Raw genomic sequence first — 26,972 nt, forward strand, 5'->3', positions numbered from 1 at the left:
TTTTTGTGCACGTATTACTTACCTGCTTTTTTAAACTTCAGTGGACCCTTACTTCCTCCCGAAGCGTATTCACCAATTAAATACTGCCCATCGTCAGACAATGTCAGTGTGTGTACCCCCTCTGTCGTCCAGCCTGGGATCTGCTGTGTCACTTGTACTTTAACTGTAATAGTGTCTTGTTCACGTACCCCATTACCATGCTCAACAAAGGGGGTGCCTTTGAACTCTAAGTAATGTGCAGTAAACACTTCATTTCCCTGCTGAGATATAATTAAGTGGCCATTGCTAAAATTACTGTTATTTACGTCATGCCATAAACCAGCGATACGCCGCTCAAGCACCTTTTCACTCGTACCCGCGGAAGAGGAGACAGCGCTGTCATCGGCGTTGGAAAAAAATGCACCATTGAGTGCTAAAAAAATAATGATTGGGCGAAAAGCTTTACGCATTACCAAGAGTCTCTTAAGTTGAGTTAACAAAATAAAAAATATTATTAACACCAATGTACCTAATATATAGTAAAACACAACCCACTTTAGGGACTAAAAATCCACTAACCTAGCTAGCGTCGGAGATAAAACTCCCCACTTCAGTCTTTTTCTATCGCTATAATATTGAATCTAAAGCTTTTAAAAAAATAAGAAGAATTTTGGATAATGTAATAAAATAGTAAAAATAATTGACTAAACAGCTTAACGAAATAAACCTATAACCACAGTGCCGTAAGACAATAAATGTCCACTTATCGGGAAGCTTTTAACGATCACATTTGTCGTATCGCGCAGATCGACCCAGACTTATTCTTAATTACTGAACTTAAAATAAGCAATTCACGGTCAACTCGATGTACAGTAATTACTAAAAAGGAAAATGCATGACACAAACTACTTACACCCCCGAAAAGGTATGGCAATGGCAAAGTGGCAATGGCGGGAAATTTGCCAATATCAACCGCCCTACCGCCGGACATAGATTCGAAAAGTCATTATCAGTTGGTCAACATCCGCTTCAGCTGTATTCTTTAGCTACGCCTAACGGCGTTAAGGTAACCATCTTGCTTGAGGAATTGCTTGAAAAAGGCATTTCAGAAGCAGAATATGACGCATTTTTAGTTGATATTATGGAGGGGGATCAATTTTCATCCGGATTCTGCAATATCAATCCCAATTCAAAAATTCCAGCGCTGATTGACAATAGTCAACAACCTGCCATCCGCGTATTTGAGTCTGGTGCCATTTTGTTATACCTCGCTGAAAAATTCTCAGAGTTCATTCCAAAATCTCTTAGTATGCGAACAGAGTGCCTCAACTGGTTGTTTTGGCAAATGGGGTCCGCGCCTATTCTAGGCGGAGGGTTTGGTCACTTTTATGCCTATGCGCCAGAAAAGTTTCAATATCCGATTGATAGATACACCATGGAAGTAAAACGGCAGCTAGATGTCTTAAATATCCATTTACAAGATAAAACCTATCTATGCGGCGATGAGTACACCATTGCCGATATTGCAATTTGGCCTTGGTATGGCGTACTAGTAACGGGTGGTCTTTACGATGCTGCAGAGTTTTTAAATGTGCAAGACTATCCTCATGTTCAACGCTGGGCAAAGCTCATCAGCAATCGAAATGCCGTTAAACGTGGCAGAATGGTCAATCGTACCTGGGGAGAAGACAACGAGCAACTTCATGAAAGGCACCACGCAAGCGACTTTGACTTGAATACCCAAGATAAAAGAAACGACCGATGAATTTACACGTTCAGCACCACTTCAAGGGTGCTGAACTATTTATTACTTATCAGACTGTTTTGACATAAACTCACTCATTCTCTCTTGCAACGCTGTCTCCGATAAATCTTCAATATGAGTGGCAATCGTCCACACATGACCGAAAGGGTCTTCAAGTGTACCCGCCCTATCACCATAAAATTGATCTTCAACCGCTCTCACTTCTTTCGCCCCCATCGCCAAAGCTTGTGAAAACACGAAATCCACATCGTCAACATAATGCATTAAGGAGACTGCTGTGCCACCCAACTGCTTTGGCCCCTTGAAATGCATATCAGGACATTCGTCACTGATCATAATATGAGAATCTCCAATTTTCAGTTCAGCATGTGCAATTAACCCATCAGGCATATTTAATTGCATAACGAGACTTGCGCTGAAGACTTTTTGGTAAAACTGGATAGCCTCACTTGCGCCTTGCACGATAAGATAAGGCGTTATTGCGTGGTATCCTTGGGGAATTGCTTTGACCGCCATTATTTCACTCTCCTGAGATATGATATGCCACTAAAGCTAGCTTAATATGACTAAAGTACAACTTTCTACTTAGCGTGCTCTTTGACTAAATAGATCTCAATATCCTGCTTTCCTTCCGCAAAAAAAACGCTAAACTATGCGTTTTTATCGCATTTTGGGGTCACTATGCAGCGCAAAAAATTAGTCAATCAACTTACAGAGTTACTTAAACCCTTTCAGATAAATGACTTTTGTCCTAATGGTTTACAAGTTGAGGGGAAATCAGAGATTAAAAAGGTCATTACTGGTGTGACTGCCAGCCAAGCTTTAATCGATGCTGCAATAGAGAAACAAGCCGACGCGATTTTAGTTCATCACGGTTATTTTTGGAAAGGTGAAGATCAACCAATAACAGGCATGAAAAAACGCCGGATCCAAAGTCTTTTAGCTCATGATATCAACTTATTGGCCTACCACTTGCCGCTTGATGTCCACCCAGAGCTTGGTAACAATGCCCAACTGGGAGAGTTACTAGATCTCGTTGTAGAACGTCCACTAGAGCCTTGGAATAAAAACAGTGTCGCCGTTAAAGGAAAGTTAAAAACGCCAATGACAGTCAGCGAATTTACGCAATTAATAGAAAACAAACTAGAGAGAACCCCCCTAGTAAACCAAGCTGGTGATCATGAGATTAAGACAATTGCATGGTGCACTGGTGGGGGACAAAGTTTTATTGATCTCGCAGCCAGCCAAGGTATTGATGCTTACCTAACCGGGGAAGCCTCTGAGCAAACAATTCATAGCTCAAACGAGCAGAGTATTCACTTTTTTGCCGCAGGCCACCACGCGACAGAACGATACGGTGTTAAAGCTCTGGGTGAATATTTAGCTGATAAATATGACCTCGATGTTGAGTTTATCGATATTAATAACCCGGTTTAACTTCATGGCAAAAAAGCAAGGCAAGCCAGTTGCCCAAGATCGTCACTTTTGTGATATCGCGGGTAAGTTCAAAAATAACATCTACGGCACGACCAAAGGTCAGATCCGAGAAGCCGTATTAAAGCGCGATTTAGATGATCTGATCCACGGTTATTTTGCCAACACGCCGCTAAAAATACTCGATGTAGGAGGTGGCCAAGGACAACTGGCACTCTATCTTGCTGACTGTGGGCATCAGGTCACCTTGCTTGATGTCTCCGCCCCTATGTTAGAACTTGCTCAAGAGCGAGCCGAGTCCAGTAACTTGTCAGAAAGTATGACTTTTATCCATGCACAGCTACAAGACCTACCAGCTTTGGATATTGGACAGTTTGATCTGGTACTGTGTCATGCCGTTTTAGAATGGATTGTCGAACAACAGCACGCTTTAGCCATATTAAAAAGCTGCTTAACCCCTCAAGGGGTTCTATCACTGATGTATTTTAACAAGGCTGCACAGCGTCTAGCCAACATGGTTTATGGCAACTTTGATTACGTATCAAATGGATTAAAAGTAAAACAAAAAGTTGGACTTAGTCCAAACCAGCCATTAGAAAGTGAAGATGTTGAACGTTGGCTCAATACGTTATCGCTACAAACCCTCAGTAAAACCGGCGTTCGCTGCTTCCATGATTATTTACGTGAATTAGATAAAGCACAAGATCAATTCGAAGCACTATTATCTCTTGAGCTTAAATATAATAAATCGGAGCCTTATGCATCGATTGGTAGGTATACACATTTGCTCTTGCAGATAAAAGAATGAGAGGAAAACGGCCTTAACAACCCAATACCCACCACAGTACGAATGTTAAGGCCAAGACATTTGCTGTAAGAGAGCAGCCATTAAACGTTGACATAGTTGCATGAATTTGTCCCTTGAATCGCTTTGAAAAAAAATGAAAAGCAAAATAATCAAAAACTTATAATTAACCTTTAAATTTTTTCATCATCAAAATGCAGTAATACATAGTCATATAAATCTTGTTTTTTAGTTGCGACGCCCTGCCCGCCTGCCGACAAAATCACTTCTTGCTGTTTTTTTGACTCGACCCAGGTGTAAACATAAAACGGCGTATCATCACCTGCCGCTCGCATTGCTCTGAGCAGCTTTAACCCAGCCAATGGTTCACCACTGCGTCCCATATCTGAAATAACGACGGTATAGTCATACATACTCAGGAGCAATAACGCTTCTTGCGTCGACGTTGTGTTATAAATGCCGATCTTTTGCTTTAAAAAGTATCCTTGCTCTTTTATGTTATTTTTAGGATTATCATCCACCCATAAGATGCGCCCTTTTGCATCTGTTGGCTCACTGGCCTTGAAACTTACATTTTGTTCGTGGACAAAAGCATGGTTAATTATCAGCCATATACAAGCACAACACATCACTAGGGTAACCCCTATCCAAAATTTAAGATGGGCGCCATCCGAATGATGCTCTGCTTTTAGCATTGCTAATTGTATCTGCACGGCATTTGTAGCTTGAGGGCAATGTACTTTCACTTCAGGATTAAACTTATACCCTTGGCCTCTTACAGTAAATATTAAGTCATGCTTTACGCCAATGCGCCTCAGCAGACTTCTAGTATCAGATATTAAACGGGGTAAAGACCATGAAGAAACGACAGAATCAGGCCACAAAAATGCAACCAGTTCATCTTGGGTACAAACTTTTGGGTGGGTATCAATTAAGTAGGCAAGTAGTTTAAAAGCGCGCTCTTCAAGTACCACTCTTTTCCCATCGACTTTGAAGCTTTGCTCTCTACTATTTAACACTGCATTGGAAAATTGATATTCCATATCTCTATGATTTCCATTTAATTAACTAACAACCATAAGAATTCATAGACTATACCAAACTCTTCAACAGAGCTAGACTCACTTGCTAGTAATAATGTCTAATAGTCTGCCAACTTACATTTCTGAATGCGTTAAATTAGCGGCAAACATCAATTAACAACTGATTTGCGATGCCTGAAATGACATCAGGATCTTTTTGTGCTTGAGAAAACGTTCTGAGACCATAAATACCCACAATTAAACTTTGAGCTCGCTGCTGAGGCGACCGTGGGCCAGTTATCACACCTTGTTGGCTTGCTTGGGAAAACACCTCTTTCATAAAACCTTGCCACATCACACACTGTTGGCTCAATACCGCTTGCGCTTGCTCATCTGTTTGTGCAATTTCGTTAATTGCTTTTTGGCTTAAACAAGATTGAGTTGGATCTCCACTTACGCACTCTGAAACGATACTGTCTAAATATGCCCTCAACCCACTAAGCGCATCACTTTGACCATTAAATATTGATTTAAGCTCTTCACTCCGGTCCAAATTGTACTGCTCCAATGATGCCAATAATAATCCTTTTTTATTTTCGAATGCACAGTAAATGGAGCCCGGATGCAATCCTGTGGCGAGCTTTAGATCTTGCATACTGGTTTTGTTATACCCTTTTTCCATAAATGCATTCATAGCCGCTCTTAGAACAACTTCTCTATCAAACTCTGCGCTTCTCATAAATAAACTCAGCTAAATACTTTATGAGTATCTTAAACAAATTTGAACAAATGTTCAAAAATACTATTGAATGATCGTTCAAATAAAGCTATCTTGAATAAACATTCAAAATAAAGAGAACGACAACCCATGACAGACATACTATTTCAGCCTTATAAACTCAATTCAACTATCTCATTGCAAAATCGCGTATTGATGGCGCCACTCACTCGATGTATGGCAGACGATGATCTCGTTCCGACTGATGATATGGCAGCCTATTATGCAAAACGCGCAGATACAGGATTAATCATTTCTGAAGCAACGATAATTCGTCCAGACGGACAAGGCTACCCAAATACGCCTGGGTTATTCACACCAGAGCAAATTACTGGGTGGAGAAAAGTCACAGATGCAGTGCACAATAACGGCGGTAAGATTTTTGCTCAATTGTGGCATACTGGACGAGTAGCACACCCACATTTCTATGCGGGAGACACTGTAATAGCCCCCAGTGCGCAGGGGGTAGAAGGCACTGTGCCCCGCATGAGAGAACTGACCTATCAAATACCTACACCAGCAACAACAGAACAAATTCAAGCGCTTGTTAATGACTATGCCCAAGCAGCTGCGAATGCTATTGATGCAGGTTTTGATGGCGTAGAGATCCATGGAGCAAATGGTTACCTCATCGACCAGTTTTTGCATTTTGACAGCAATAAACGCACAGATAATTACGGTGAAACCCCTGAAAATATGAGCCGCTTCGCATTAGAAGTAGTTGATGCAATTGTGGATCGTATCGGGCAAGATAAAACAGCATTGCGCCTTTCTCCAGGTGCCTATTTTAATATGGCTTCCGATCCTCGTGACAAGCAAGTATTTGATTACCTTTTACCTGAATTAGAAAAACGTGATTTAGCCTTTTTACATATTGGTATATTTGATGATGAAATGGCATTTGAACACTTAGGTGGAAGAGCGTCTGATTATGTCAGATCAAGATACAAAAAAACCTTAGTCGGGGTTGGTGGATTTACCCCGCAGACTGGGGCTGCTGCCATCGATGCAAATCGATTTGACCTACTAGCAATCGGCAGACCTTTAATTGCAAACCCCGATTACATTGCAAAAGTCAAAAATAAACAGCCATTAGTCGAATACGATGAACAGATGCTGGCGTCTCTCATTTAATCATTGTAGAGGGCTGCTACTTTATTAGTGGTAGCCCTTGTGCTTGCCAGCCCAACATATCACCTTCTAAATGCAATAATGTAAAACCGCGTTTACTTAACGCACTTTCAAAAATATGCGCCCGCCTTCCTGAACGGCAGTAGACGACCAATGTTTTATCTTTGAGTTCATTGAGTAGAAACGACTGTGCTTCTATTTGGTCATAGGGAATGTTTATCGCCCCTTTGATATGACCGCCAGTATATTCCTCTACTGTACGAACATCTATGATGGTATACGGTGTATCAGACATCTGATTGACCAACAGCTCACTGGCCTTAACACCCTGCACATTTGCACTCGCCCCAGGACTCAAAAATAACGACAACACAACCAAATACATTACAAAAGTGACTTTCAACGTGCGTCCTGACATTATCATAATCACATTCTCTCCCAAAACAGTAGCCAAAATAGCCTATATAACCAGCCTACCTGAAAACATAATTCAATACGAACAAAGTTGGTTGATTAAGATATAACCAAAAAAAATTATCGATTTAAAAATAAGCCAACAAATTGATTTTTAGGTAAAATTCATATTCTTTATCGAAAAAAATGCGTCTACTATCCTTTAGTCTAATACCGAAAACCCCAATACCGACTATTACTTACTGCACGCACGATTGGACAATTGGTTAGACAACTTATATTTGTTAAATATTGAGTTTTTAGTCTAAAGTTAAATTATATTGTGACTAAGTCGATCATCAATCGTGCCTGAAACACATACAAAATAATGAGTATTTGTCTTTTATATTAAACAAATTAGTTATTATTTCGTCACAATAGACATGAACAATAACGTTAGTTTTAACCCATCACTGACAGTAAACCACTTCAGTGATACGTGGCTTAGTTGTGCGGTCGTTTTGCCACTTTATGTTCGGAACAGCACATTATGGAAAATAAAAAAATAGCAGTAGTAACAGGCGCTTTAGGTGGGATAGGTACAGCTATTGCCCAAAAGCTTGTTGAAAACAATTACTTTGTTATTGCAGTCGCAAGCCCCAGACGTACCGAAGCAGACTTTGATACTTGGTGTAATGAATCCAATATCAACCCAAAATTTGTTTCACCCTTATTTTTAGATGTGACTGATGCGCAAGCATGTAGTGACAGCCTCGAAGCAATTATCGACAATCATGGAAAAATTGATGTGCTGGTAAACAACGCCGGTATTACTCGTGATGCTTCATTCAAAAAGATGAATGCACAGCAATGGCACGATGTCATCGATACAAACTTGAATTCGATGTTCAATATGACTCAACCACTTTTTGCCCATATGTGTGGCAACAAGTCGGGGCGTATCATCAACATCTCTAGTGTTAATGGTCAAAAAGGCCAATTTGGTCAAGCAAACTATGCAGCAGCCAAAGCAGGCATGATTGGCTTTAGCAAATCTCTCGCGTATGAAGGTGCAAGAGCCGGTGTGACCGTTAATGTTGTGGCACCTGGTTATACGGAAACACCTATGGTTGCCAAAATGCGTGAAGACGTATTGGAAAGCATTAAGGCACAAGTACCTATGCAGCGACTGGCGACGCCTTTAGAAGTTGCTGAAACAGTTAGCTTTTTAGCTTCTGATGGTGCGGCATACATCACAGGTGAAACACTTGCCTTAAATGGCGGCCTGTATATGAACTAAGAACTCACGATACCATTTAGAAAAGGCAACTTTTCTGTAGTAGATGGGTATTGCATTTTAAACGGATTATCTCTCAATAGGAAGCAAGCCATGTACAACGACTTTTTTAAATCAATCACAGAGCAAAGCGAAAAGTTTTTTTCACCTGCTATTCAGTTCAACCAACTTGTTGCAAAAAATATTGAGCAACTTGCTAAGATTCAACTAGATGCAGCGCATTCGTTCACAGAAACATCTGTTGAGCAACTTAAAACAGCGGCAGAAGTAAAAGACGTTAAGTCTTTTATCGACTTCAACGCAAGTCAACTAAGCGCTGTTAATAAGCTAAGCCAACAGCTTATCGAAGATGGTCAAAAGCTAACTCAACTAGGTCAAGAGTTCAAAGATAACCTAGAGACTATCTCAAACGAGACTGTTAAAGCGGCAAAAGTATAACGCGTTTATCAGCCTAGCCAAATTCACTTTGTGCTAGGCTGATCTGCATTATTCAATGCAAAAACCACTGACAAGCTTAATTATTTCGTCATCAAGACCGTGAGAATGAGTACTCGAATACATGTGTGCCAATAAACAACGTCGACTCAAACTCTCTTTTAAAAGTTTGTTCAGCACATGCAGCGCACCTTTTAAAGCAATGACTCGTCTGTCACACCTCCGACTAGGAAGCATAAAATGGATACCGACAATAAAGATTTTACTCAGACCATGACCGCTTGGTGGCAGTATAATCAAGATCTCTACAGTATTTTTTCACAAAATCTTTTTAATAATAGTCCGGTTCAAAAAGCGCTCAACGAACAAAGCGCCGAGGATTTTGGCCAGTGGGCTAAAGAGATCACCAAACAACCAGAACTATTCGCAAAACAACAAATTAACTGGTGGCAAGAACAATTAAAAATTGTTCAACAAACTTGGGAACAAACGCTCAACGCGTCTAGCGAAGAGGTTATTTCTACAGAGCGTGGCGACAAACGCTTTCTCGCCGACGAATGGCAAGATAACCCCTGGTTCAGCTATATCAAACAAAGCTACTTACTTTTTGGCCAATCATTGTTAGACTCAATTCGCCAGACACCTGGGTTAGATGAGAAGCTCAAGGAACGGCTTGAATTCTTTGCAAGACAGGTTATCAACTCAATTTCTCCCAGTAACTTTATTACCACCAACCCTGAATTGCTGAAATTAACCATCGAGTCCGAAGGACAAAACCTGATTAACGGCCTTGAATTATTCAAAAAAGATATGGCAAAAAGTGGGGACATGCTCCGGATCAGCATGACCAATGAAAATGCTTACGAGTTGGGTAAAGATCTCGCGACAACACCAGGCAGAGTCGTTTTCCAAAACCATTTATTCGAGCTGATCCAATACACAGCAACGACCAAACAAGTACACAAAACACCACTTCTATTTGTACCTCCTTACGTAAATAAATATTACATCTTGGACTTAAAGGAAGAGAATTCTTACGTGAAATGGGCCGTCGATAACGGTCATACCGTATTTATGATCTCATGGAAAAACCCCGATCCAAGTATGGCTGAAGTCGGTTTTGAGGATTACGTTGTCGATGGCGTCATCGCAGCTTTAGATGAAATAGAAAAGCAAACTGGCGAAGCCTATGTCAATGCCATTGGCTATTGTATCGCAGGCACACTGGTTGCAACCGCCATGGCGTATTTTACGTCTAAACGCATGAAACAAAAGATTAAAAGTGCGACACTGCTCACAACCTTACTAGATTTCTCACAGCCTGGCGAGTTAGGCGTATTTGTTAACGAAGGCACCATATCAGCACTGGAAGCTTACAACCTCCAAAATGGTGTCATGCACGGACATTTGTTAGGCGTCTCGTTCAGCATGCTTAGAGAAAATAGCCTTTATTGGAATTATTATGTAAATAACTACCTCAAAGGCCAACCTCCAATGGATTTAGATCTATTGTACTGGAACGGTGATAGCACAAACTTAACGGCTAAATGTCATAATTTTATGTTGCGAGATCTGTATCTTGAAAATAAATTGATCGCGACAAAAGAAGTAGAGGTCCGGGGTACAAAGATAGACTTAGCCAAGGTCAAGCAGCCTATCTACGCTCTATCAACACGAGATGACCACATTGCACTATGGCAGGCTACTTTCAAAGGCTTCCAATACACTAGCTCTAAAACCACATTTGTGTTGGGTGAGTCAGGCCATATTGCAGGGGTTATCAACCCGCCTAAAGCAAACAAATACGGGTTTTGGTCTGGTCCGGCGCCACAAGGCGACGCCAATGCATGGCTTGAAAAAGCAGATCATACCAAAGGCTCTTGGTGGGGTCATTGGGGCAAATGGATCACCCAATTCACCGACGAAAAAGTGCCCGCTCGCGCTGTTAAGACTAAAGCTAATCCTGGGATCTATGATGCTCCTGGAGAGTACGTAAAAGCGAGATTGTAACAACGACAATAGGTAAAGAGATGACTCTTTACCTATTACTCTTCCTATCGAGCGTATTGGTTGGATAAATAACGAATTTGTCGTTGTGAAATATTAGGGAAATCACCTCTTACACGATATGTCAGATAAAGAGGTATAAATACGTCAGCTTTCGCTAAATTATCTAATGCTGCTAAAAATTTAACTGCAGCATGGTTCGTGTTTGGCATGGTGCTTTTTTTACAACAAGTTTGATAGCGCGCTAAAAGCGCAGTCAAGTTATACTTGCTTCCCACGGCTTTTAGCTGTGCTTCTGACTCAATAAAAAATGCTGTGCCGCTCCAATACACTCGCTGATACGCACCCAACTGCCACATATTTTCAGACACTGTTGACAACTTGCCCTTGAATGTTTCCGTGGCGGCTTCACCGCGAGTAAGGCCAGCACGAATACGTTGTGTAAAGTCATCTTTGGAGATCATACCAGCCTGCAGCATAACGACATTTTGTAGGTAGGTTGCCAGCCCTTCACCAAGCCAACTATCACCATAGTCAAACAAAGGATGATACAAATGTGCAAGCTCATGATACAGCGTCCAATCTGCTTTTAGCTGAGCCAAAGATGCATGTTTATGAATATGAAGAGTAATACCATCTAAATCACCACGAACTACCTCACCCCAAGGTACAGGCTCATTGGCATATTCGTTAAGATGAATAGATACAGGTATAGAGGGCTGTTGCAAGTCTGTCAGTGTCGAAGTCACTTGCGCTAGACCATACTCTAGCCAATTCGACACTTTTTCAACGGTATGTCGCTCAGGTGGTCGACCATTTTGCCACATAACCTCAATGTCGGCGCTAATGGTTGTAAAGCTGAAGCTCGAAAGACATATTCCTATGATACAGCGGCACAATTGCCCCATATTATCGCTTTGCCACTATGAATTGAACTTACCCAATTATAGCGCCATTTGCATGCCATCGTAGGAAGCTTCTGTATGTGAGCCCTTTTTAATTGTAAAATGCTTACCACCAAAGCGGACTCGACCTCTCTTGCGTTCAATGATCTGCTCAGCTAGGCCTTTGTCATTGACCAAATCAACAAACTGCTTGCGGGCGCGATGTATCTGTATATTAATGTGACTCTCACTGATCCCCAAATCTTTCGAGAGCTGTGACACACTCACCCAACCTCGTTCGTTTTCCTCATCAACCGCCGCTTCATCACGGGCTTTATATCGCGCTAATAACGCCGTTAAATAATGGTGCGTCCTGATATCAAAATCTAACAATGCACCATTGTGATTCACCTTCAGCTCAGTAATTTCCTCATCTAAGCTGATGTCAAATACAAACTCAAGACTCGATTGATGTGTGTTATCAATTGGCATCGTGGCTTCCTGTGAGGCGGCCTCAACTTGGAATAAGTACCATAACTCATTAGCAACACAAAGATTATCACTGTCCGTCAAAGGCACAATTTTGCCACTTTCCAAGTGTTCATAACACCAGCAAAGCTTTTCATTGTCGTAAAATACAACCAGTTCAGGGTTCGTTTCTGACGGTAAGAAATGATATTTTTCCAATGGAATCACTTCATCAGGTTGTTCCTTACAAGATGGGATTAATAAGTCTTTAGGTGGTGAAATTGAGTCGACAATAAATGTTTTCGGGTGCATTTCAGAAAAGGTTATCTCATCATCTACTTTGAGATGTATCGCCTGATTGTAAGCAATGCGTTGACCATTTAACCATACGCCATTTTTGCTTAGATCACGAAGCTCCCAATCTTGACCATTATGTTCAATCACTGCATGAATGCGCGAGATTTCAACGCCACTGACATGAGTATCAACAGAGTAAGTTAATCTTCCAAAGCGGTGAAACGCTTTTAAGTAGATAACATCTGAACAATCCTTTACTTTAAGCTTAGCCATGGGTTCACCTATTCCTCTTTTGATACTCTGTATTGCGAAAATGATGAGAGAGGGATCACCTCTTGAATCACCCTCATAGTGTAACCTTAATAGTCCAACAAATAAATTACGCTTCATTACACGCTGTATACTCCTATCACACTTAGCGCACGTTTCAATATCACGCTCTCTGGTAATCTCAATCAAAATTGCCTAAAGTTATCAATGGCTGCCTTCAAATAAACTATTATATAAACTATGACGCGTCCCACGTTTGTACTGCTTGTGTTATTCATTGCTTTGTATCTACTTGTACCAGCCAGTGCAAATGGGGACACAAAACCGCGTGTGACAATTTTAGTCGACGATAGCTATCCACCATACTCCTATGAAAGTAATGGATATTTGTATGGGATTTATATTGAGCAAGTCAGGCTCGCAGCAAGACGTATATCCGATCATTATCAAGTAATTCTAGAACCTATCCCTTGGAAACGTGGCGTTGCAGCAATGGAAAATGGCGAGGCGTTTGCATTACTGCCTCCCTATATACACAAGGATAAACGGCCTTATATTTGGCCTTATTCCACTTCTCTCGGGGAAGAAGCGGTTGTTGCGTTTTGCAACCCGGATATCACGTTAGACAACATTCTTGCTCGCTCACCAAATCGTCCCCCTATTAATATCGGCATAAATGCTGGCTTTTTAATTCTTGATAAAGAACTTCTGACAGCGAAACAGAAGGGATTGATAAAAATTTGGGAAAATAAAGATACACTCACAAATATCAAAAAACTCTCTAAGTTTCGTCTAGATTGCTACGTTAACGATAGACTATCGACACTCATGGGGTTTGAGTCGGTAAAACGAGAGCTTAAAGAGTTAGATCTTAAACAATTCAAAGAAGACCGAGTTGTTTTAAGCCGGACCGCACATATAGGCTACACCAAAGATAACGGTGAGAAATTCCCATATAAATACGACTTTATTAAAAGAATGAATGAAGCATTGTTAAGTGTACAGCAGCAGATGAATGAATAGGTCGTGTTTAGGCGAAACCAGACTAAACATCATCAGAGGTTACCCCAAAGGGCACCTCTTTATGATGTTATTATCTCACTGGGAAAGTTGGTCTTAGCGCATCCATACTTTAATATCAGCTAAACCATTTGACTGTAGCAACTGCAGCTGAGACTCGACATTTTGACTTTGCTCAAACTCAAATGCATCTAATTCATCGTCAAATACCACCGTACCAGCCCCATCACCACCGCTACGTTTCACTTGGTGCAGCGCAATGTCTGCAAGGTTAACAGAGGCTTCCCAGCCAATCACATGACCGCCTAGCATTTGCAATGGATAGAATGACCATCCCACAGACACCGTCATCTTAGTCGATTTACCATTTGGCAGAGTAAAGTCGAATTCACCGACTGCTTTACACAGCTCTTTAACATATTGATCGACATCCGCACATTGAAAGTCTCGTAAGAGGAGCAAAAACTCATCACCACTCCAACGTGCAACATAGTCAGACCCTTGTGTTCGTGTATTAAGTAACGTCGCCAATTGTTGTAGGCAGCTATCACCGCCTATAGGGCCATTGGCGTCATTTATTTTACTGAACTTATCAATATTCAGGATCATCAACACTAGACTTTTACCCTGCGCTTTTAAAGAGTTTGCATTGCGCTGGTAATGTTCAATGTCTTTAGGCAATTGATCAAATAAGAACCTGCGGCTTTTCAGTCCGGTTAATTCATCTGAATGACTCACCAATTTTAATTGCGTATTGACCTTGTTGAGTTTTTCATTCGCTTTTCTCAATTCAGTCGTGCGCTCAGTAACCAGCTCTTCCAGTGCTGCTTGCTTGCGCCTTTCTTGTGCTCTAAACACCCAAAATACTAGGTAGAATAAGAATATAAATCCACAGGTGATAATCAGCCTAAAAAACACAGTTTCATCAAAGCGACGAGGTAAAGTGAGCTTTACCGTTTTAGAGTGTGCTTCTTGCCAATCTTCACCACGGCGTTTAACTTCCAATTTAAAGGTAAATTCGCCGGGCGGTAAGTTGGTGTAGATTGCCTCGCGGCGCGCTAATGCGTCTCGCCACTGCTCATCATGCCCTTCAAGTTTATACCGAAACTCAATACTTTGTGGAGCATAAAAATCAATCGCAGTGTAGCGTATAGTCAAGTCTCTTTCGTTGGTATCCAGTACAATACTTTCAACTATTTTATTCGGCGTAAGCTCTCTCGTTGGCGTAGTGATCCCTTCAAAGCGAGGTTCAAGTTCGCTGTCGCTGAACAACTTAACACTTTTCGGAATACGGACTACACCTTGTAAACTGGGATACAGTAATACGTCGTCGACTTCCACCACCGAGTCATGTCCAAGGCCTGTACAACACTGGCTCGGCATGCCATCAAGCTGGCGATCGAAGGGGTTGATAACTTGCTCAACCTTCAGGTTCTCAATTTCTTGAGTGAACTGCTCGATCGACATACGATAAACACCCTTCATAGAACTGACCCATATAAAGTTCTGTTCTTTATCAAAGTGTAAGGACAAGATTGGACCATAAGGTAAGCCATGAGAGGCATCTAATTGGAACCAATCACCAGACTCCGTGCGGTAGTAAAGCCCATCATAAAAAGTACCAACCAAAGTAGTATAATTTTCTACATGTAGGATACTGGTAACATAGGCAGTTTCTAATGATGTTTGTCCGCCAATTTTTTCGATGCCTCGTTCGTTATATTTGTAGGCACCTTTATCAGTCCCAATAAACCCATACCGCGGAAAATCCACAACATAAGTAACAAACTGGCTACCGAGAAACGCATTGTATGTAAAAGGCGTCAACCCATTGTAATCAAGGCGATATAACCCCCTACCAGTGCCTATCCACAACCCACCTTGATTAGAAGGGCTAATCGTAAATACTTGTGTCTGTCGGAATTCACGATTGGGTATGGCCAACAATTGACCATTGTCATAAATAACAACACCACGACCGGTACCTAGGTATAGGCGACCATCCAAAAACTCCATATCATGGACTTCAACACCTTTAAGCTGGGCTGGTGTAATAACGGGTTGGTAATTATCATCCTGATCAAGCATTCCCACCCCTTCGCGGGTAGCAACCCAAACATTACCTCGAGGGCCCATAGTCATCGCTGATATCGCTTGTTTGCCGCGAAGACCTGCCTGAAAACGCTCTACCCGACCTGAATGGGCGAGCCACAAACCTTCGTTAATACTTGCCAGCCATACATTATTGCTTTTATCTATGAATAAGTCGGTAAACCAAATCCCCTGATCCAATTGTACTAGATCAACTGATTGCCATTCACCACCACTTTCTTTATATAATAAGCGGCCGTAAGTAGAGACCCATAAGCCCCCTTGTTCATCACTTAAGAATTTATATACGGCACTATTGCCAATTTCATCAAATCGACGCAGTACTTCATCAAAGTCGAGGAAAAAAGCACCTAATTGAGATGCCAAAAAGAGCTTACCATCTACCCATGCAAGATCGTGGATATTAGTTTGTGCAAGCTGCCTTGGTAAGGAAATTTTGCTAGACAACTCCAGCCGCATACCATTAGAGCCAACAAATTGGGCTTCTCCGATACGTAATAAATGACGTTCGTTTACCACCCAAATGCCATCGGGGGATGGCGCCATTTTTGTCACAGCACCGACTATTTGGCTGATATGAGTAAGCGACAATTTGCTGTCATCTAAGTTGTTTTTATCCAACATTAAACGTTTTGCAGAGATGTAATAGAGTCCATTGGCCGCGACCCAAATATTACCGCTATTGTCTTCAATGATGTCCTTGACATCGGCTTGAATTTTGAACTTCTGCGCTTTCATGGTTTGAGGATCTATGCGCAATACACCTCGTCGCGTCCCTACCCACAACATGCCAAAGCGATCAACCACAAGCTTATTGATCGCATTACTCACAAGAAAATTGGTATTTTGAGTATTAAAGTTAACGAACTGGTGCCCATCGAACCGACTCAAACCAAATTGTGTGCCAAGCCAAATATAGCCCTGCTGATCTTGCACCACACTTTTAATACTTTGTGATGGTAAATCATTTTGCATATTCCACTGCTTTACAACATAGTCGTTAATCGCTGCATTCACATTGAATACGACCGCCATAATGAACAGTAGGAAAAACTTGTGCATAGACTCCCTCTTTCTCAACTTTAATTTAGCCGCCAAGGACCCCTGTTTTAAACAAAGCCTGAATACAAATCAATGAAAAAATGCCTGCCAATACATCATCGGCCATAATCCCACGACCACCATGTAACTTCTTATCTAACATCCTGATAGGACCTGGCTTCGCAATATCAAAAAAGCGAAACAGCAAAAAACCGACTAACAAGGATTGCCAATTAATTGCAGCGCCTATCATAGTAATGTAGAAACCAACGACTTCATCCCAAACAATAGCAGGATGATCATGGACATTAACGTCGCGTGCAGTTTTACCACAGACCCACACGCCAAATATTGTCATCAAAACCGCGAGACTAACCTGAAACCAAATTGGCAACGTCATCGTAGCAAATATGAAAGGTAGTGCTGCTAAGGTCCCAACAGTACCAGGGGCTTTAGGCGCAAGGCCCGTACCAAATCCCAATGCAAATAATTGATGTGGGCGTTTGAGATTGAATTTTAACGACTTATCCAAGCTCGCTCCTAATTAAAGTGTTCATAGCCAGCTTGCTCTAAAATAGAGTACTTCTCGCCATCTTTGTAAAGCTCTATGGAGCCAAGTGTATTTGTTACTTGCCCTATGCATGTTGCTTCAACACCATATTGCATTAATCTTGCTTCGACGGCACTTCTGTTGTTGTCATTGACAGTAAACAGCAATTGATAATCATCACCGTATGACAAACTCAGCATCTCTCTCAGAGCTGTGTCCTCTAACGCGCGTAAATCATCAGAGATGGGTACCTTGTTGATATCGATATCAGCCCCGACCATTGAGCGATCTACAATATGTTGCAAATCCGCAAGTAAGCCGTCAGAAATATCAATACAGGAAGTTGCAAGGCCTCTTAGAACTTGTCCTGCCGCAACGTGAGGTTTTGGATAGTGCAGTTTTTCTACTACGCGCTTGTGTTGATCGGGACTTAATTCAATGCCACGTTTACGAGACTCAATCGCTAAAGCAGCGTCGCCTAGAGGACCAGTAATATAAATCCAATCACCCACGTTAGCACCAGAACGTGTTAAAGATTTACCCTTTGGAATAATGCCTTTGGCGCAAATCGTGATAGTTAAAGGCCCCTGCGTCGTGTCTCCACCTATCAGCTGCACATTGTAGTACTCAGCAATTTCGTGCAACCCTTCAGTAAACTCTTCTAACCAAGCCATATCTACATTAGGTAATGTGAGTCCGATAGATATCCATGTAGGCTCAGCACCCATCGCAGCAAGATCACTCAGGTTTACCGCTAACACGCGGTGACCTAACGCTCTGGCAGGAATGTCGGGGAAAAAGTGTACACCTTCAACTAAGGTGTCTGTGGTTACTGCAAGTTGACAGTTCTCTGGAATATCAACAACAGCACAATCATCACCAATACCAACGGCAACATCACGGCGAGTTATGCCTCTGCCTTTGAAGTAATGATTAATTAACTCAAATTCCTTCATACATTAAAAAAGCCGGCCAACGCCGGCTCTCCTCATGATTCTGATTATTGGCGGATTTTCTTAACTGCTTTGTCCAACACGCCATTTACAAATTTATGGCTGTCTTCTGCACCAAACATTTTGGCCAGTTCAATCCCTTCGTTGATAGCCACTTTATATGGCACATCTTCACGGAACTTAAGCTCATACGCACTGACGCGTAAAGTCGCTAATTCAACCATGTCTAAGTCGTCAAATGGACGAGATAGGTGAGGCTGAATCGCTTCATCCAACTGTTTATGGTTTACTGCAACACCGCGTGCTAAATCTTTAAAATACTCCACATCTACTTTTGATACGTCGTTCTCGATTAGCATTTGCTGTTCAATATCAGCAATAGGGTTGCCACTTAACTGCCATGAGTAGACAGCTTGCAATGCAAGCACACGCGCTTTACGTCTAGCTGCTGGTTTCACTTAGATTCCTCTTAAATTTGCTCAAGTACGTTAACCATTTCTAGAGCACCAAGTGCAGCTTCGCCACCCTTGTTACCCATTTTAGTTCCCGCACGTTCGATAGCTTGCTCAATACTTTCTGTCGTCAATACACCAAAAGCAACTGGAATATCGTAGTCTAATGAAACGCATGCTAGTCCTTTATTTGATTCGTTAGCAACCAAATCAAAGTGTGGTGTACCACCACGAATAATAACGCCTAGCGCGATAATAGCATCATGCTCTTTTTTCATTGCAACACGTTTAGCTGCAAGAGGTAACTCAACTGCGCCTGGTACATAAACCACTGTGATGTCTTCATCTTTCACGCCACCAGTGCGCTTAAGCTCATCTACTGCACCTTCTAGTAAGCTGCTGCCGATGAAATCGTTAAAACGAGAAATGACAATGGCAAATTTTTTACCTGGTGCGAACTTGTTACCTTCAATTATTTTCATTAGATGATTCCTGATCAGTATTAGCAATAGCCAAATTGACGCGCATAATAGCACATCTTAAAGAAAAACACCTACTGTCCAACTAGACAGTAGGTGTAAAAAGTGATGACCGAAATTATTTCGGCTCTACATAATCGACAACTTCTAAGTGGAAGCCCGAAAGTGCGTGGTATTTCTTCGGCAAACTCATAAGGCGCATTTTCTGAATGCCTAAGTCCGCTAAAATTTGAGAACCCACCCCAACAGTACGAGAAGTACCTTGGAACTTACGATAATTGATTTTTTCGCCTTGATCTTCAGCAGCAAATGCCTTAACTAGCTGTTCTAAATCTTCGGTTTGCTCACTCTTGCCCAAAATAACCAGCGCGCCTTCATTTTCGGCAATGTGCTTCATTGCACCATGAAGTGTCCAGCTACGGTCTGCGCTTCTATCAGACAATAAGATGTCATTAAACGTACTTTGCAAATGCACACGCACTAATGTCGGTTCGTCTTCTTTAACTTCACCTTTAAGCAATACGTAATGAAGCTGATTATCAATAGTATCTTTATAAGTAACTAGGTCAAATTCACCAAATTCTGTTGGTAGTTTACACTTCGCCACTCTTTCTATCGTCGTTTCGTTTAAATTTCTATATTCAATTAAATCGGCAATTGTACCGATTTTAATATTATGTTCTTTTGCGAACACTTCCAGTTCAGGACGTCTTGCCATCGTGCCATCAGGATTCAAGATTTCGACAATCACCGATGAAGGCTCAAGACCCGCTAAACGTGCTAAGTCACAACCCGCTTCAGTATGGCCCGCACGAGTCAATACACCACCAGGCTGCGCCATAATAGGGAAAATATGACCCGGCTGAACAATGTCTTCTGGCACCGCGCCTTTAGCAACCGCAGCTTGCACAGTTCTTGATCTATCCGCCGCTGAAATACCCGTTGTGACACCTTTAGCCGCTTCAATTGACATCGTAAAGTTAGTAGAAAACTGAGCGCCGTTATTTCTAACCATCAGCGGAAGATCGAGTTGCTGACATCTCTCTTGCGTCATAGTTAGGCATATAAGACCACGGCCATAGGTCGCCATAAAGTTAATCGCTTCGGGCGTAATATGCTCTGCCGCGATGATTAAGTCGCCTTCATTTTCTCGATCTTCATCATCCATCAAGATAACCATTTTGCCGGCTTTAATGTCTTCGATGATTTCTTTTGCGCTGTTTAAGCTCATAATTTTCCCATTAATTACTTTGTTTGAATGGCCAATTACTTAATAAAGCCAGCTTGCGCCAACAAACTGGTTGTGAGAGTCGATTCACTTGGCGCGCTTTGATTACCTTGCACTAAACGCTCCAAATATCTAGCAATTTGATCAACTTCTAGATTCACCAATGTGCCCACTTTAAAATCAGCTATTGTTGTTTCTTGTGCTGTATGAGGCACTATGGTGAGTTTAAACTTATTTTCTTCAACGGCATTGACGGTCAAACTGATCCCATCAATAGCCACCGAACCTTTATACGGAATATACTTTAATAATGCATGTGGCACCGACAACCAATAATCGGTTGCGCGAGCATTTGCCTCTACAGCGACAATGCTTGCAACACCATCTACATGGCCTGATACTAAGTGTCCACCTAGGCGAGATGTTGGCTGCAGCGCTTTTTCTAAATTAACCTTTTGGCCAACTTTATATTCGCCAAATCGCGTAAGCGACAAAGTTTCATTTGATACGTCAGCTCTGAAGCCATCGTTGAACTTTTCTACCACAGTCAAACAAACACCATTGGTTGCGATACTATCCCCAAGCGCTACATCAGCCATATCCAAATTATGCGATTGCACTTTAACGCTCAAATCGCCTTGTTTTAAGGTCAGTTCGGTTAATGTGCCAGTTGCTTCAATGATACCTGTAAACATATTTACTCTTATTTATTGATTGCACTAATGCGGATATCTGTGCCAACTTGGACACACTCAGTTATTTCTAGTTCGGGGATCTGATCCATCTCAGTCAATACCGAGCTGTTAAACAACCCTCTCCCCCCTTCGCCAATAATTTTGGGCGCCATGTAAATGATATATTCATCAATTAAATTTTGCTGATGCATAGCGCCACACAAGGTCGCACCGGCTTCCAACCATACTTGGTTAATATTTTGCGCCGCTAAAAACGCCATCGCAGCATGTAAATCTAACTTACCTGACACCTCAGGTAAGCAGACTTGCTCTACAAAATGAGGCCATTGATGCTGATTATCAAGTTTGGTACGTAAAATAATGACTTTAGAATCATGACAAAATAAATTTAGATCCGGATGCAAGCGATTTTGAGTATCAATAATGACACGTACTGGCTGTCGCAATTTAGCCATTGACTCCACTTTACCAAAGTCACTGAATTCATTTGCCCGCACATTAAGTTTAGCATCGTCAATCAGAACCGTATCTGCACCGGATAAGATTGCACAGCTTTGTGCCCGAAAACGCTGAACATCTTGTCTAGCTTGCGGTCCAGTGATCCATTTACTCTGCCCATTGTGTAATGCTGTTTTTCCATCCAAACTTGCTGCTAGCTTTGCAATCACGTAGGGCTTACCTGTTTCCATTCTTTTGAGAAACCCTTTATTCAGAGCTCGTGCAGCGCCTTCCATTAAACCAGAAGCCGTTTCAATGCCCGCTTCTTCGAGCATCTTTAACCCGTTACCAGCAACTTGTGGATTTGGATCAACCATGGCACACACAACTCTTGCGACACCAGCATCAATCAAGCCTTTAGCGCAAGGTGGTGTTCGGCCATAATGGCTGCATGGCTCCAGCGTCACGTAAGCTGTCGCACCTTGAGTATTGCCAGCAGCTTCTCTGAGTGCATGCACCTCTGCATGAGGACCACCCGCTTGGATATGAAATCCCTGTCCAATGACTTCGCCCTCTTTAACAATGACGCAGCCTACGTTGGGATTTGGTGTTGTTGTGTATTGCCCTTGCTGTGCAAGTTCAATGGCCATTGCCATATAGTTATGATCAGCCTGCGTAAAGCCCATTAATCACCCAACCTTGCGATTTCTTCACCAAACTCTTTAATGTCTTCAAAACTGCGATAAACAGAGGCAAATCGAACGTAAGCCACTTTATCGAGTTTTTTAAGCGCCTCCATGATGCATTCGCCGATCATTTTACTGTCTACTTCACGCTCACCAGTTGCCCGGATCTGTGATTTGATTTGATGCACAACCTCTTCGACTTGTTCTGTACTGACTGGACGCTTTTCTAATGCTCTATGCAAACCATTAAGTAACTTATCTTCGTTAAAAGGCTCTCGCGTACCATCTTGTTTTATCACTCTGGGCATTAATAGTTCCGCCCCTTCAAACGTGGTGAAGCGCTCATGACATACTATACACTCGCGACGGCGTCGTACTTGATGACCCGATGCCACCAAACGCGAATCAATAACTTTAGTATCTTTTGCCGTACAAAAAGGACAATGCATATATTCTCACTGTTGGGTAATATTCTTAATGCAGCGTTTAAATATCTTCAATACCAAAACATAACTGGTTTATGCGTTTACAACGCGAAAATTAGAGATAACAAAAAGGCCGCATAAATGCGGCCCTTATAATATCAAAATTAACGCAAATTGTGAGTTTAATTATGCGTAAACAGGTAATTTAGCACAGATAGCTTTAACCTTTTCTTTCACTTCTGCCTGAACAGATTCATCGTTGATATTATCAAGCACATCACAGATCCAACCTGCTAACTCACCTGCTTCAGCTTCTTTAAAGCCACGACGTGTGATAGCCGGAGAACCAATACGAAGACCTGACGTTACAAACGGTGAACGTGGATCATTTGGTACAGAGTTTTTATTAACCGTGATGTTTGCGCGACCAAGTGCGGCATCCGCATCTTTACCTGTGATGTCTTTATCAATTAGGTCAAGCAAGAATAGGTGATTGTCTGTTTTACCAGATACAACTTTATATCCACGCTCTTGAAGTACCGCAACCATTGCTTGTGCATTTTTAACAACTTGAGTTTGGTATGTTTTGAACTCAGGTTCTAGTGCTTCTTTGAAAGCAACCGCTTTTGCAGCGATCACGTGACATAAAGGACCACCTTGACCACCAGGGAATACGGCACTGTTTAGCTTTTTATAAACATCTTCATCACCACATGCTGATACAATCAAACCACCACGAGGACCCGCCAGTGTTTTGTGCGTTGTTGTTGTTACAACGTGTGCATGAGGAACAGGGTTAGGGTATACACCAGCCGCTACTAGACCTGCTACGTGAGCCATGTCCACGAGTAAGTAGGCGCCAACTTTATCTGCGATTTCACGGAACTTCGCCCAATCAACGATGCCTGAATATGCAGAGAAACCACCAATGATCATTTTTGGTTTGTGCTCTAGCGCTAAAGCTTCTACTTGCGCGTAATCAATTTCGCCTGTTTCTTCATTTAAACCATACTGGATTGCATTGTAAGTCTTACCAGAGAAGTTAACGTGAGAACCATGAGTTAAGTGACCACCATGTGCCAGGCTCATACCCAGTACAGTGTCATGCGGCTGAAGTAGCGCCTGAAAAACAGCAGCATTTGCTTGTGAGCCAGCGTGCGGCTGTACGTTTGCATAATCGGCACCGAATAGTTCACATGCGCGATCAATAGCAAGCTGTTCAACCACATCTACGTGCTCACAACCGCCATAATAACGCTTGCCAGGGTAACCTTCTGCGTACTTATTTGTAAGTTGTGACCCTTGAGCCTCTAAAACACGCGGGCTACAGTAGTTTTCAGATGCGATAAGCTCAATGTGCTCTTCTTGACGAGTCGTTTCAGACTGGATCGCGTTAAATAATTCAGGGTCAAAATCTGCAATATTCATGTTACGTTCTAACATGGTTTCTCCTAGGTGCACGTATGATTAAATTTACCGAATGCAATTGTACGCAATTTACATCCAATTGCCTACGAAATCTGCGTGGCTCTATTTAAGCAAGGATTGAATTTATTTCACAGTGTTTCTGGGATGATATTTTTTTATTTAAATATAAAAAATATTTATATGAATTGACCATATCATTTAAAATTAAAATGTGCATACATTAAGCCACATTGGAAGAATGTATGCACGAACATAATAAACGCGAAATTAAACTAGCCTAATTTTTCAAATAGGCGCTGTTTTAGTCCGTCATAGTCTGCTTGAATAAATTCAGCTAGGCATGGCTTATTCAATGCATCTGAAAGTACCTGAGGCATGTCAAGTTGTTGTTCTAAAACACCTTCAACTGACTCTTTGAATTTAGCCGGATGCGCTGTTGCTAAAAAGATCCCAGTTTCATGCTCAGATTTATTGATTTGCAAACCTTCATAAGCAATTGCGGTATGCGGCTCTGCCACGTAACCTAGCTTGTTGACTTGTTTCATCACTTCTTGAGTACGAGATTCAGACACAGAACATGAATAAAAATCATCTTTACTAAATATTCCACTATTCAACATGCTTTCAACACGAGGCCAGTTATTAGGTTTACTCACATCCATCGCATTAGATAGAGACTCTAAAGTTGCGTTTGGAGACCAATCCCCTGTCGCCATATAACGAGGCACCGTATCATTCTGATTGGTCGTGGCGCTGAGTTTTCGAATCGGCAAACCAATTGCAGCTGCTATCATCGCAGCACAGACATTGCCAAAATTGCCACTGGGTACGGATACATGTACTTGCTCACGTTGAGACTGAGATAATTGTGCAATTGCTTCGAAGTAATAGCACACTTGAGCCAGTAAACGACTGATGTTGATTGAATTAGCCGAGTTTAAACCCAGCTTAGACTTAACTTCATCATCTAAAAAAGCGTGCTTTACAAGGGCTTGACAGTCATCAAAGCTGCCTTCTACAGCATAGCAATGAATATTGTTACCAAGCGTTGTGAATAACTTCTGTTGAGCCAATGAAATTTTGCCCTTGGGATACAAAATAACAACATCTACGTTTTCTTTGCCATAAAAGGCATGCGCCACAGCGGCACCAGTATCTCCACTGGTCGCTGTTAAAATCGTAACTCGCTCGCCTTGATTAAATAAACCGATGCACTCAGACATAAACCGACCGCCAAAGTCTTTAAAGGCAAGAGTCGGACCATGAAATAACTCTAAACAATAGGTATTTTGTTCAACTTCAACGATGGGGGCTGGAAAATCAAACGCGCGATTTACCATGTCATCCAGCGTATCACTTGGTAGCTCATCACCGATTAGATGCTGTAAAATTTTACTACTGCGGGCTTTAAATGGCATTGCTAGCAACGCATCAACATCTTTAATGGCCGCTAAATTTTCAGGAAAAAAAACACCTTGATTGCGCCCTAGGCCAATTTTCACCGCTTCTGAAAATGAAACCTGCTGCTCAGGCTCCATAAGATTAACTAAATTCATTTTTAATTCCTTAAACCAATTCTCTGGTACCCATGCTGTCTAATTGACAGATGTGACTAAAACCTTGCTCGTTCAGATAGTGTGATTGCAGCCAATTTTGACACTGTTGAGCAATCTCTAATGAATCGCATAACGCAAAAAGCGTCGGCCCTGCCCCAGATATACTGACCACGCGGGCCCCCAATTCTGGTAAACTCAGATTTGCCTCTTTGAAGCCTTCAATGAGCGGCGAACGACTTGGTTCTGCCACATTGTCTTGCATCAATGCAACCGCCTCATCAAATCGATTTAATTGCAACAAAGTACAAAATGAGGACATTCTCTGGGCAAACTCAACACTATCACTTAATGGGAGCGTCGCAGGTAAAACCGCCCTCGCCTTGGCTGTATTTAATGTAAATCCAGGATATGCCACCACAATATACCAGCTCGGGTCGACGGGTAATGCCAGTGCTCTGTCTGGTACTAATTCCGCTGTGAGCTGTAACCCTCCTAAATAACATGGCGTTATATTGTCATAATGACGCGCACCGCTCACTTTCGCTTCAAAGTCCGCCATCAGTTCAATCATTTGTGACTGAGACAATGCAGTGCTAGCAAAGGCGTTAAGCGCAGCAAAAGTCGCCACAACAGAACATGCACTGGACCCGAGTCCTGAGCCAACTGGCAGTTTTTTCTCTAATTTCAAAAAAACACTAGGCATATCAGGCTTAACATGCGCTCGAAAATGCGTTAAGCATTGAAACGCTAAGTTTTCTTGTGGATCTGCCGGGAGCTTGTGCGCGTATTCGCCAATGCACTCAAAACCGTCTGTATCGGCTTCTTGAATATGAACAACATCTCCTAATAATTGGCCATCAATCGGCGTGATTGCCGCGCCAAGCGAGTCAAAACCAACACAGAAATTACCAATAGATGCAGGAGCATAAAATTTTCTCATAGTG

At 41.9% G+C, this 26,972-nt stretch carries 27 protein-coding genes; 8 read left to right on the top strand and 19 right to left on the bottom strand.

The features are described from left to right. Window positions 1–14: 14 nt before the first annotated feature. A complete protein-coding gene (locus JF50_RS22700; RefSeq protein ID WP_039611607.1) occupies window positions 15–449 on the bottom strand; it encodes a hypothetical protein in 435 nt (144 codons plus the stop codon). 425 nt (window positions 450–874) lie between these two features. Here JF50_RS22700 and yghU point away from each other — a divergent pair, with 425 nt between their 5' ends. After that, the gene (gene yghU, locus JF50_RS22705; protein ID WP_039611608.1) at window positions 875–1,744 is read left to right on the top strand and encodes a glutathione-dependent disulfide-bond oxidoreductase; all 870 of its coding nucleotides are present in this window, start codon (window positions 875–877) and stop codon (window positions 1,742–1,744) included. 42 nt (window positions 1,745–1,786) lie between these two features. Here yghU and JF50_RS22710 read toward each other — a convergent pair whose 3' ends face one another. Continuing rightward, window positions 1,787–2,260 (bottom strand): VOC family protein, encoded by a 474-nt coding sequence (locus JF50_RS22710; protein ID WP_039611609.1) that lies wholly within the window; start codon window positions 2,258–2,260, stop codon window positions 1,787–1,789. Window positions 2,261–2,425: 165 nt separating this feature from the next. Here JF50_RS22710 and JF50_RS22715 point away from each other — a divergent pair, with 165 nt between their 5' ends. Both JF50_RS22715 and JF50_RS22720 read left to right on the top strand, forming a co-directional pair. Next, on the top strand, window positions 2,426–3,181 hold the full coding sequence (locus tag JF50_RS22715) for a Nif3-like dinuclear metal center hexameric protein (RefSeq protein WP_039611610.1): 756 nt from the start codon (window positions 2,426–2,428) through the stop codon (window positions 3,179–3,181). Between the two features lie 4 nt (window positions 3,182–3,185). After that, window positions 3,186–3,986: a methyltransferase domain-containing protein gene (locus tag JF50_RS22720; RefSeq protein WP_039611611.1), complete on the top strand. Its 801-nt coding sequence runs from the start codon at window positions 3,186–3,188 to the stop codon at window positions 3,984–3,986. A 170-nt stretch (window positions 3,987–4,156) separates the two neighbouring features. Here the strand turns inward: JF50_RS22720 and JF50_RS26505 are convergent, their stop codons facing one another. Next, window positions 4,157–5,026 carry a winged helix-turn-helix domain-containing protein gene (locus tag JF50_RS26505; RefSeq protein WP_052262712.1) on the bottom strand — a complete coding sequence of 290 codons (870 nt, stop codon included), beginning with the start codon at window positions 5,024–5,026 and terminating at the stop codon, window positions 4,157–4,159. A 136-nt stretch (window positions 5,027–5,162) separates the two neighbouring features. Next, window positions 5,163–5,744 (bottom strand): TetR/AcrR family transcriptional regulator, encoded by a 582-nt coding sequence (locus JF50_RS22730; protein ID WP_039611612.1) that lies wholly within the window; start codon window positions 5,742–5,744, stop codon window positions 5,163–5,165. A 129-nt stretch (window positions 5,745–5,873) separates the two neighbouring features. On the opposite strand from JF50_RS22730, the gene JF50_RS22735 reads away from it, so the two are divergent. Then, window positions 5,874–6,917, top strand: a complete 1,044-nt coding sequence (locus JF50_RS22735; RefSeq protein WP_039611613.1) for an alkene reductase — start codon at window positions 5,874–5,876, stop codon at window positions 6,915–6,917. A gap of 16 nt (window positions 6,918–6,933) precedes the next feature. Here JF50_RS22735 and JF50_RS22740 read toward each other — a convergent pair whose 3' ends face one another. Then, window positions 6,934–7,338, bottom strand: coding sequence for a rhodanese-like domain-containing protein (locus JF50_RS22740; protein WP_235423521.1), 405 nt, complete (start codon window positions 7,336–7,338; stop codon window positions 6,934–6,936). 519 nt (window positions 7,339–7,857) lie between these two features. Here JF50_RS22740 and JF50_RS22745 point away from each other — a divergent pair. From JF50_RS22745 to phaC, 3 genes are all read left to right on the top strand, one after another. Beyond that, window positions 7,858–8,607 carry an SDR family oxidoreductase gene (locus tag JF50_RS22745; protein WP_039611614.1) on the top strand — a complete coding sequence of 250 codons (750 nt, stop codon included), beginning with the start codon at window positions 7,858–7,860 and terminating at the stop codon, window positions 8,605–8,607. Between the two features lie 90 nt (window positions 8,608–8,697). Next, a complete protein-coding gene (locus JF50_RS22750) occupies window positions 8,698–9,042 on the top strand; it encodes a phasin family protein (RefSeq protein ID WP_039611615.1) in 345 nt (114 codons plus the stop codon). Between the two features lie 237 nt (window positions 9,043–9,279). Next, complete coding sequence (gene phaC / locus JF50_RS22755) at window positions 9,280–11,049, top strand: class I poly(R)-hydroxyalkanoic acid synthase (protein ID WP_039611616.1); 1,770 nt, start codon at window positions 9,280–9,282, stop codon at window positions 11,047–11,049. Window positions 11,050–11,093: 44 nt separating this feature from the next. Here phaC and JF50_RS22760 read toward each other — a convergent pair whose 3' ends face one another. Next, window positions 11,094–11,873: a hypothetical protein gene (locus JF50_RS22760; RefSeq protein ID WP_052262714.1), complete on the bottom strand. Its 780-nt coding sequence runs from the start codon at window positions 11,871–11,873 to the stop codon at window positions 11,094–11,096. Window positions 11,874–11,990: 117 nt separating this feature from the next. After that, entirely contained in the window at window positions 11,991–12,968 is a 978-nt protein-coding gene (locus tag JF50_RS22765; RefSeq protein WP_039612146.1) for an FHA domain-containing protein, read from the bottom strand. Between the two features lie 237 nt (window positions 12,969–13,205). Between JF50_RS22765 and JF50_RS22770 the strand changes: the two genes are divergently transcribed. Continuing rightward, a complete protein-coding gene (locus JF50_RS22770) occupies window positions 13,206–13,988 on the top strand; it encodes a substrate-binding periplasmic protein (RefSeq protein WP_235423501.1) in 783 nt (260 codons plus the stop codon). Window positions 13,989–14,081: 93 nt separating this feature from the next. Here the strand turns inward: JF50_RS22770 and JF50_RS22775 are convergent, their stop codons facing one another. From JF50_RS22775 to thrB, 12 genes are all read right to left on the bottom strand, one after another. Then, window positions 14,082–17,159 (bottom strand): ligand-binding sensor domain-containing diguanylate cyclase, encoded by a 3,078-nt coding sequence (locus JF50_RS22775; RefSeq protein ID WP_039611618.1) that lies wholly within the window; start codon window positions 17,157–17,159, stop codon window positions 14,082–14,084. 25 nt (window positions 17,160–17,184) lie between these two features. Next, window positions 17,185–17,670 (bottom strand): phosphatidylglycerophosphatase A, encoded by a 486-nt coding sequence (locus tag JF50_RS22780; RefSeq protein WP_039611619.1) that lies wholly within the window; start codon window positions 17,668–17,670, stop codon window positions 17,185–17,187. 8 nt (window positions 17,671–17,678) lie between these two features. Continuing rightward, window positions 17,679–18,644 carry a thiamine-phosphate kinase gene (thiL, locus tag JF50_RS22785; protein WP_039611620.1) on the bottom strand — a complete coding sequence of 322 codons (966 nt, stop codon included), beginning with the start codon at window positions 18,642–18,644 and terminating at the stop codon, window positions 17,679–17,681. Between the two features lie 44 nt (window positions 18,645–18,688). Beyond that, window positions 18,689–19,099: a transcription antitermination factor NusB gene (gene nusB, locus JF50_RS22790; protein ID WP_039611621.1), complete on the bottom strand. Its 411-nt coding sequence runs from the start codon at window positions 19,097–19,099 to the stop codon at window positions 18,689–18,691. An 11-nt stretch (window positions 19,100–19,110) separates the two neighbouring features. Continuing rightward, complete coding sequence (ribE, locus tag JF50_RS22795) at window positions 19,111–19,575, bottom strand: 6,7-dimethyl-8-ribityllumazine synthase (RefSeq protein WP_039611622.1); 465 nt, start codon at window positions 19,573–19,575, stop codon at window positions 19,111–19,113. Between the two features lie 115 nt (window positions 19,576–19,690). Next, a complete protein-coding gene (gene ribBA, locus JF50_RS22800) occupies window positions 19,691–20,803 on the bottom strand; it encodes a bifunctional 3,4-dihydroxy-2-butanone-4-phosphate synthase/GTP cyclohydrolase II (protein WP_039611623.1) in 1,113 nt (370 codons plus the stop codon). 35 nt (window positions 20,804–20,838) lie between these two features. Then, window positions 20,839–21,495: a riboflavin synthase gene (locus JF50_RS22805; RefSeq protein WP_039611624.1), complete on the bottom strand. Its 657-nt coding sequence runs from the start codon at window positions 21,493–21,495 to the stop codon at window positions 20,839–20,841. A gap of 8 nt (window positions 21,496–21,503) precedes the next feature. After that, a complete protein-coding gene (gene ribD / locus JF50_RS22810; RefSeq protein ID WP_039611625.1) occupies window positions 21,504–22,619 on the bottom strand; it encodes a bifunctional diaminohydroxyphosphoribosylaminopyrimidine deaminase/5-amino-6-(5-phosphoribosylamino)uracil reductase RibD in 1,116 nt (371 codons plus the stop codon). Then, a complete protein-coding gene (gene nrdR / locus JF50_RS22815) occupies window positions 22,619–23,068 on the bottom strand; it encodes a transcriptional regulator NrdR (protein WP_039611626.1) in 450 nt (149 codons plus the stop codon). The genes ribD and nrdR overlap by 1 nt, the downstream gene beginning before the upstream one ends. Window positions 23,069–23,230: 162 nt before the next feature. Next, entirely contained in the window at window positions 23,231–24,487 is a 1,257-nt protein-coding gene (glyA, locus tag JF50_RS22820; protein ID WP_023398518.1) for a serine hydroxymethyltransferase, read from the bottom strand. Between the two features lie 257 nt (window positions 24,488–24,744). Further along, entirely contained in the window at window positions 24,745–26,028 is a 1,284-nt protein-coding gene (thrC, locus tag JF50_RS22825) for a threonine synthase (RefSeq protein ID WP_039611627.1), read from the bottom strand. A 10-nt stretch (window positions 26,029–26,038) separates the two neighbouring features. Further along, entirely contained in the window at window positions 26,039–26,968 is a 930-nt protein-coding gene (gene thrB / locus JF50_RS22830; RefSeq protein ID WP_039611628.1) for a homoserine kinase, read from the bottom strand. Window positions 26,969–26,972 lie beyond the last annotated feature (4 nt).

The organism is Pseudoalteromonas luteoviolacea (assembly GCF_000814765.1).
Classification (GTDB): domain Bacteria; phylum Pseudomonadota; class Gammaproteobacteria; order Enterobacterales; family Alteromonadaceae; genus Pseudoalteromonas; species Pseudoalteromonas luteoviolacea_H.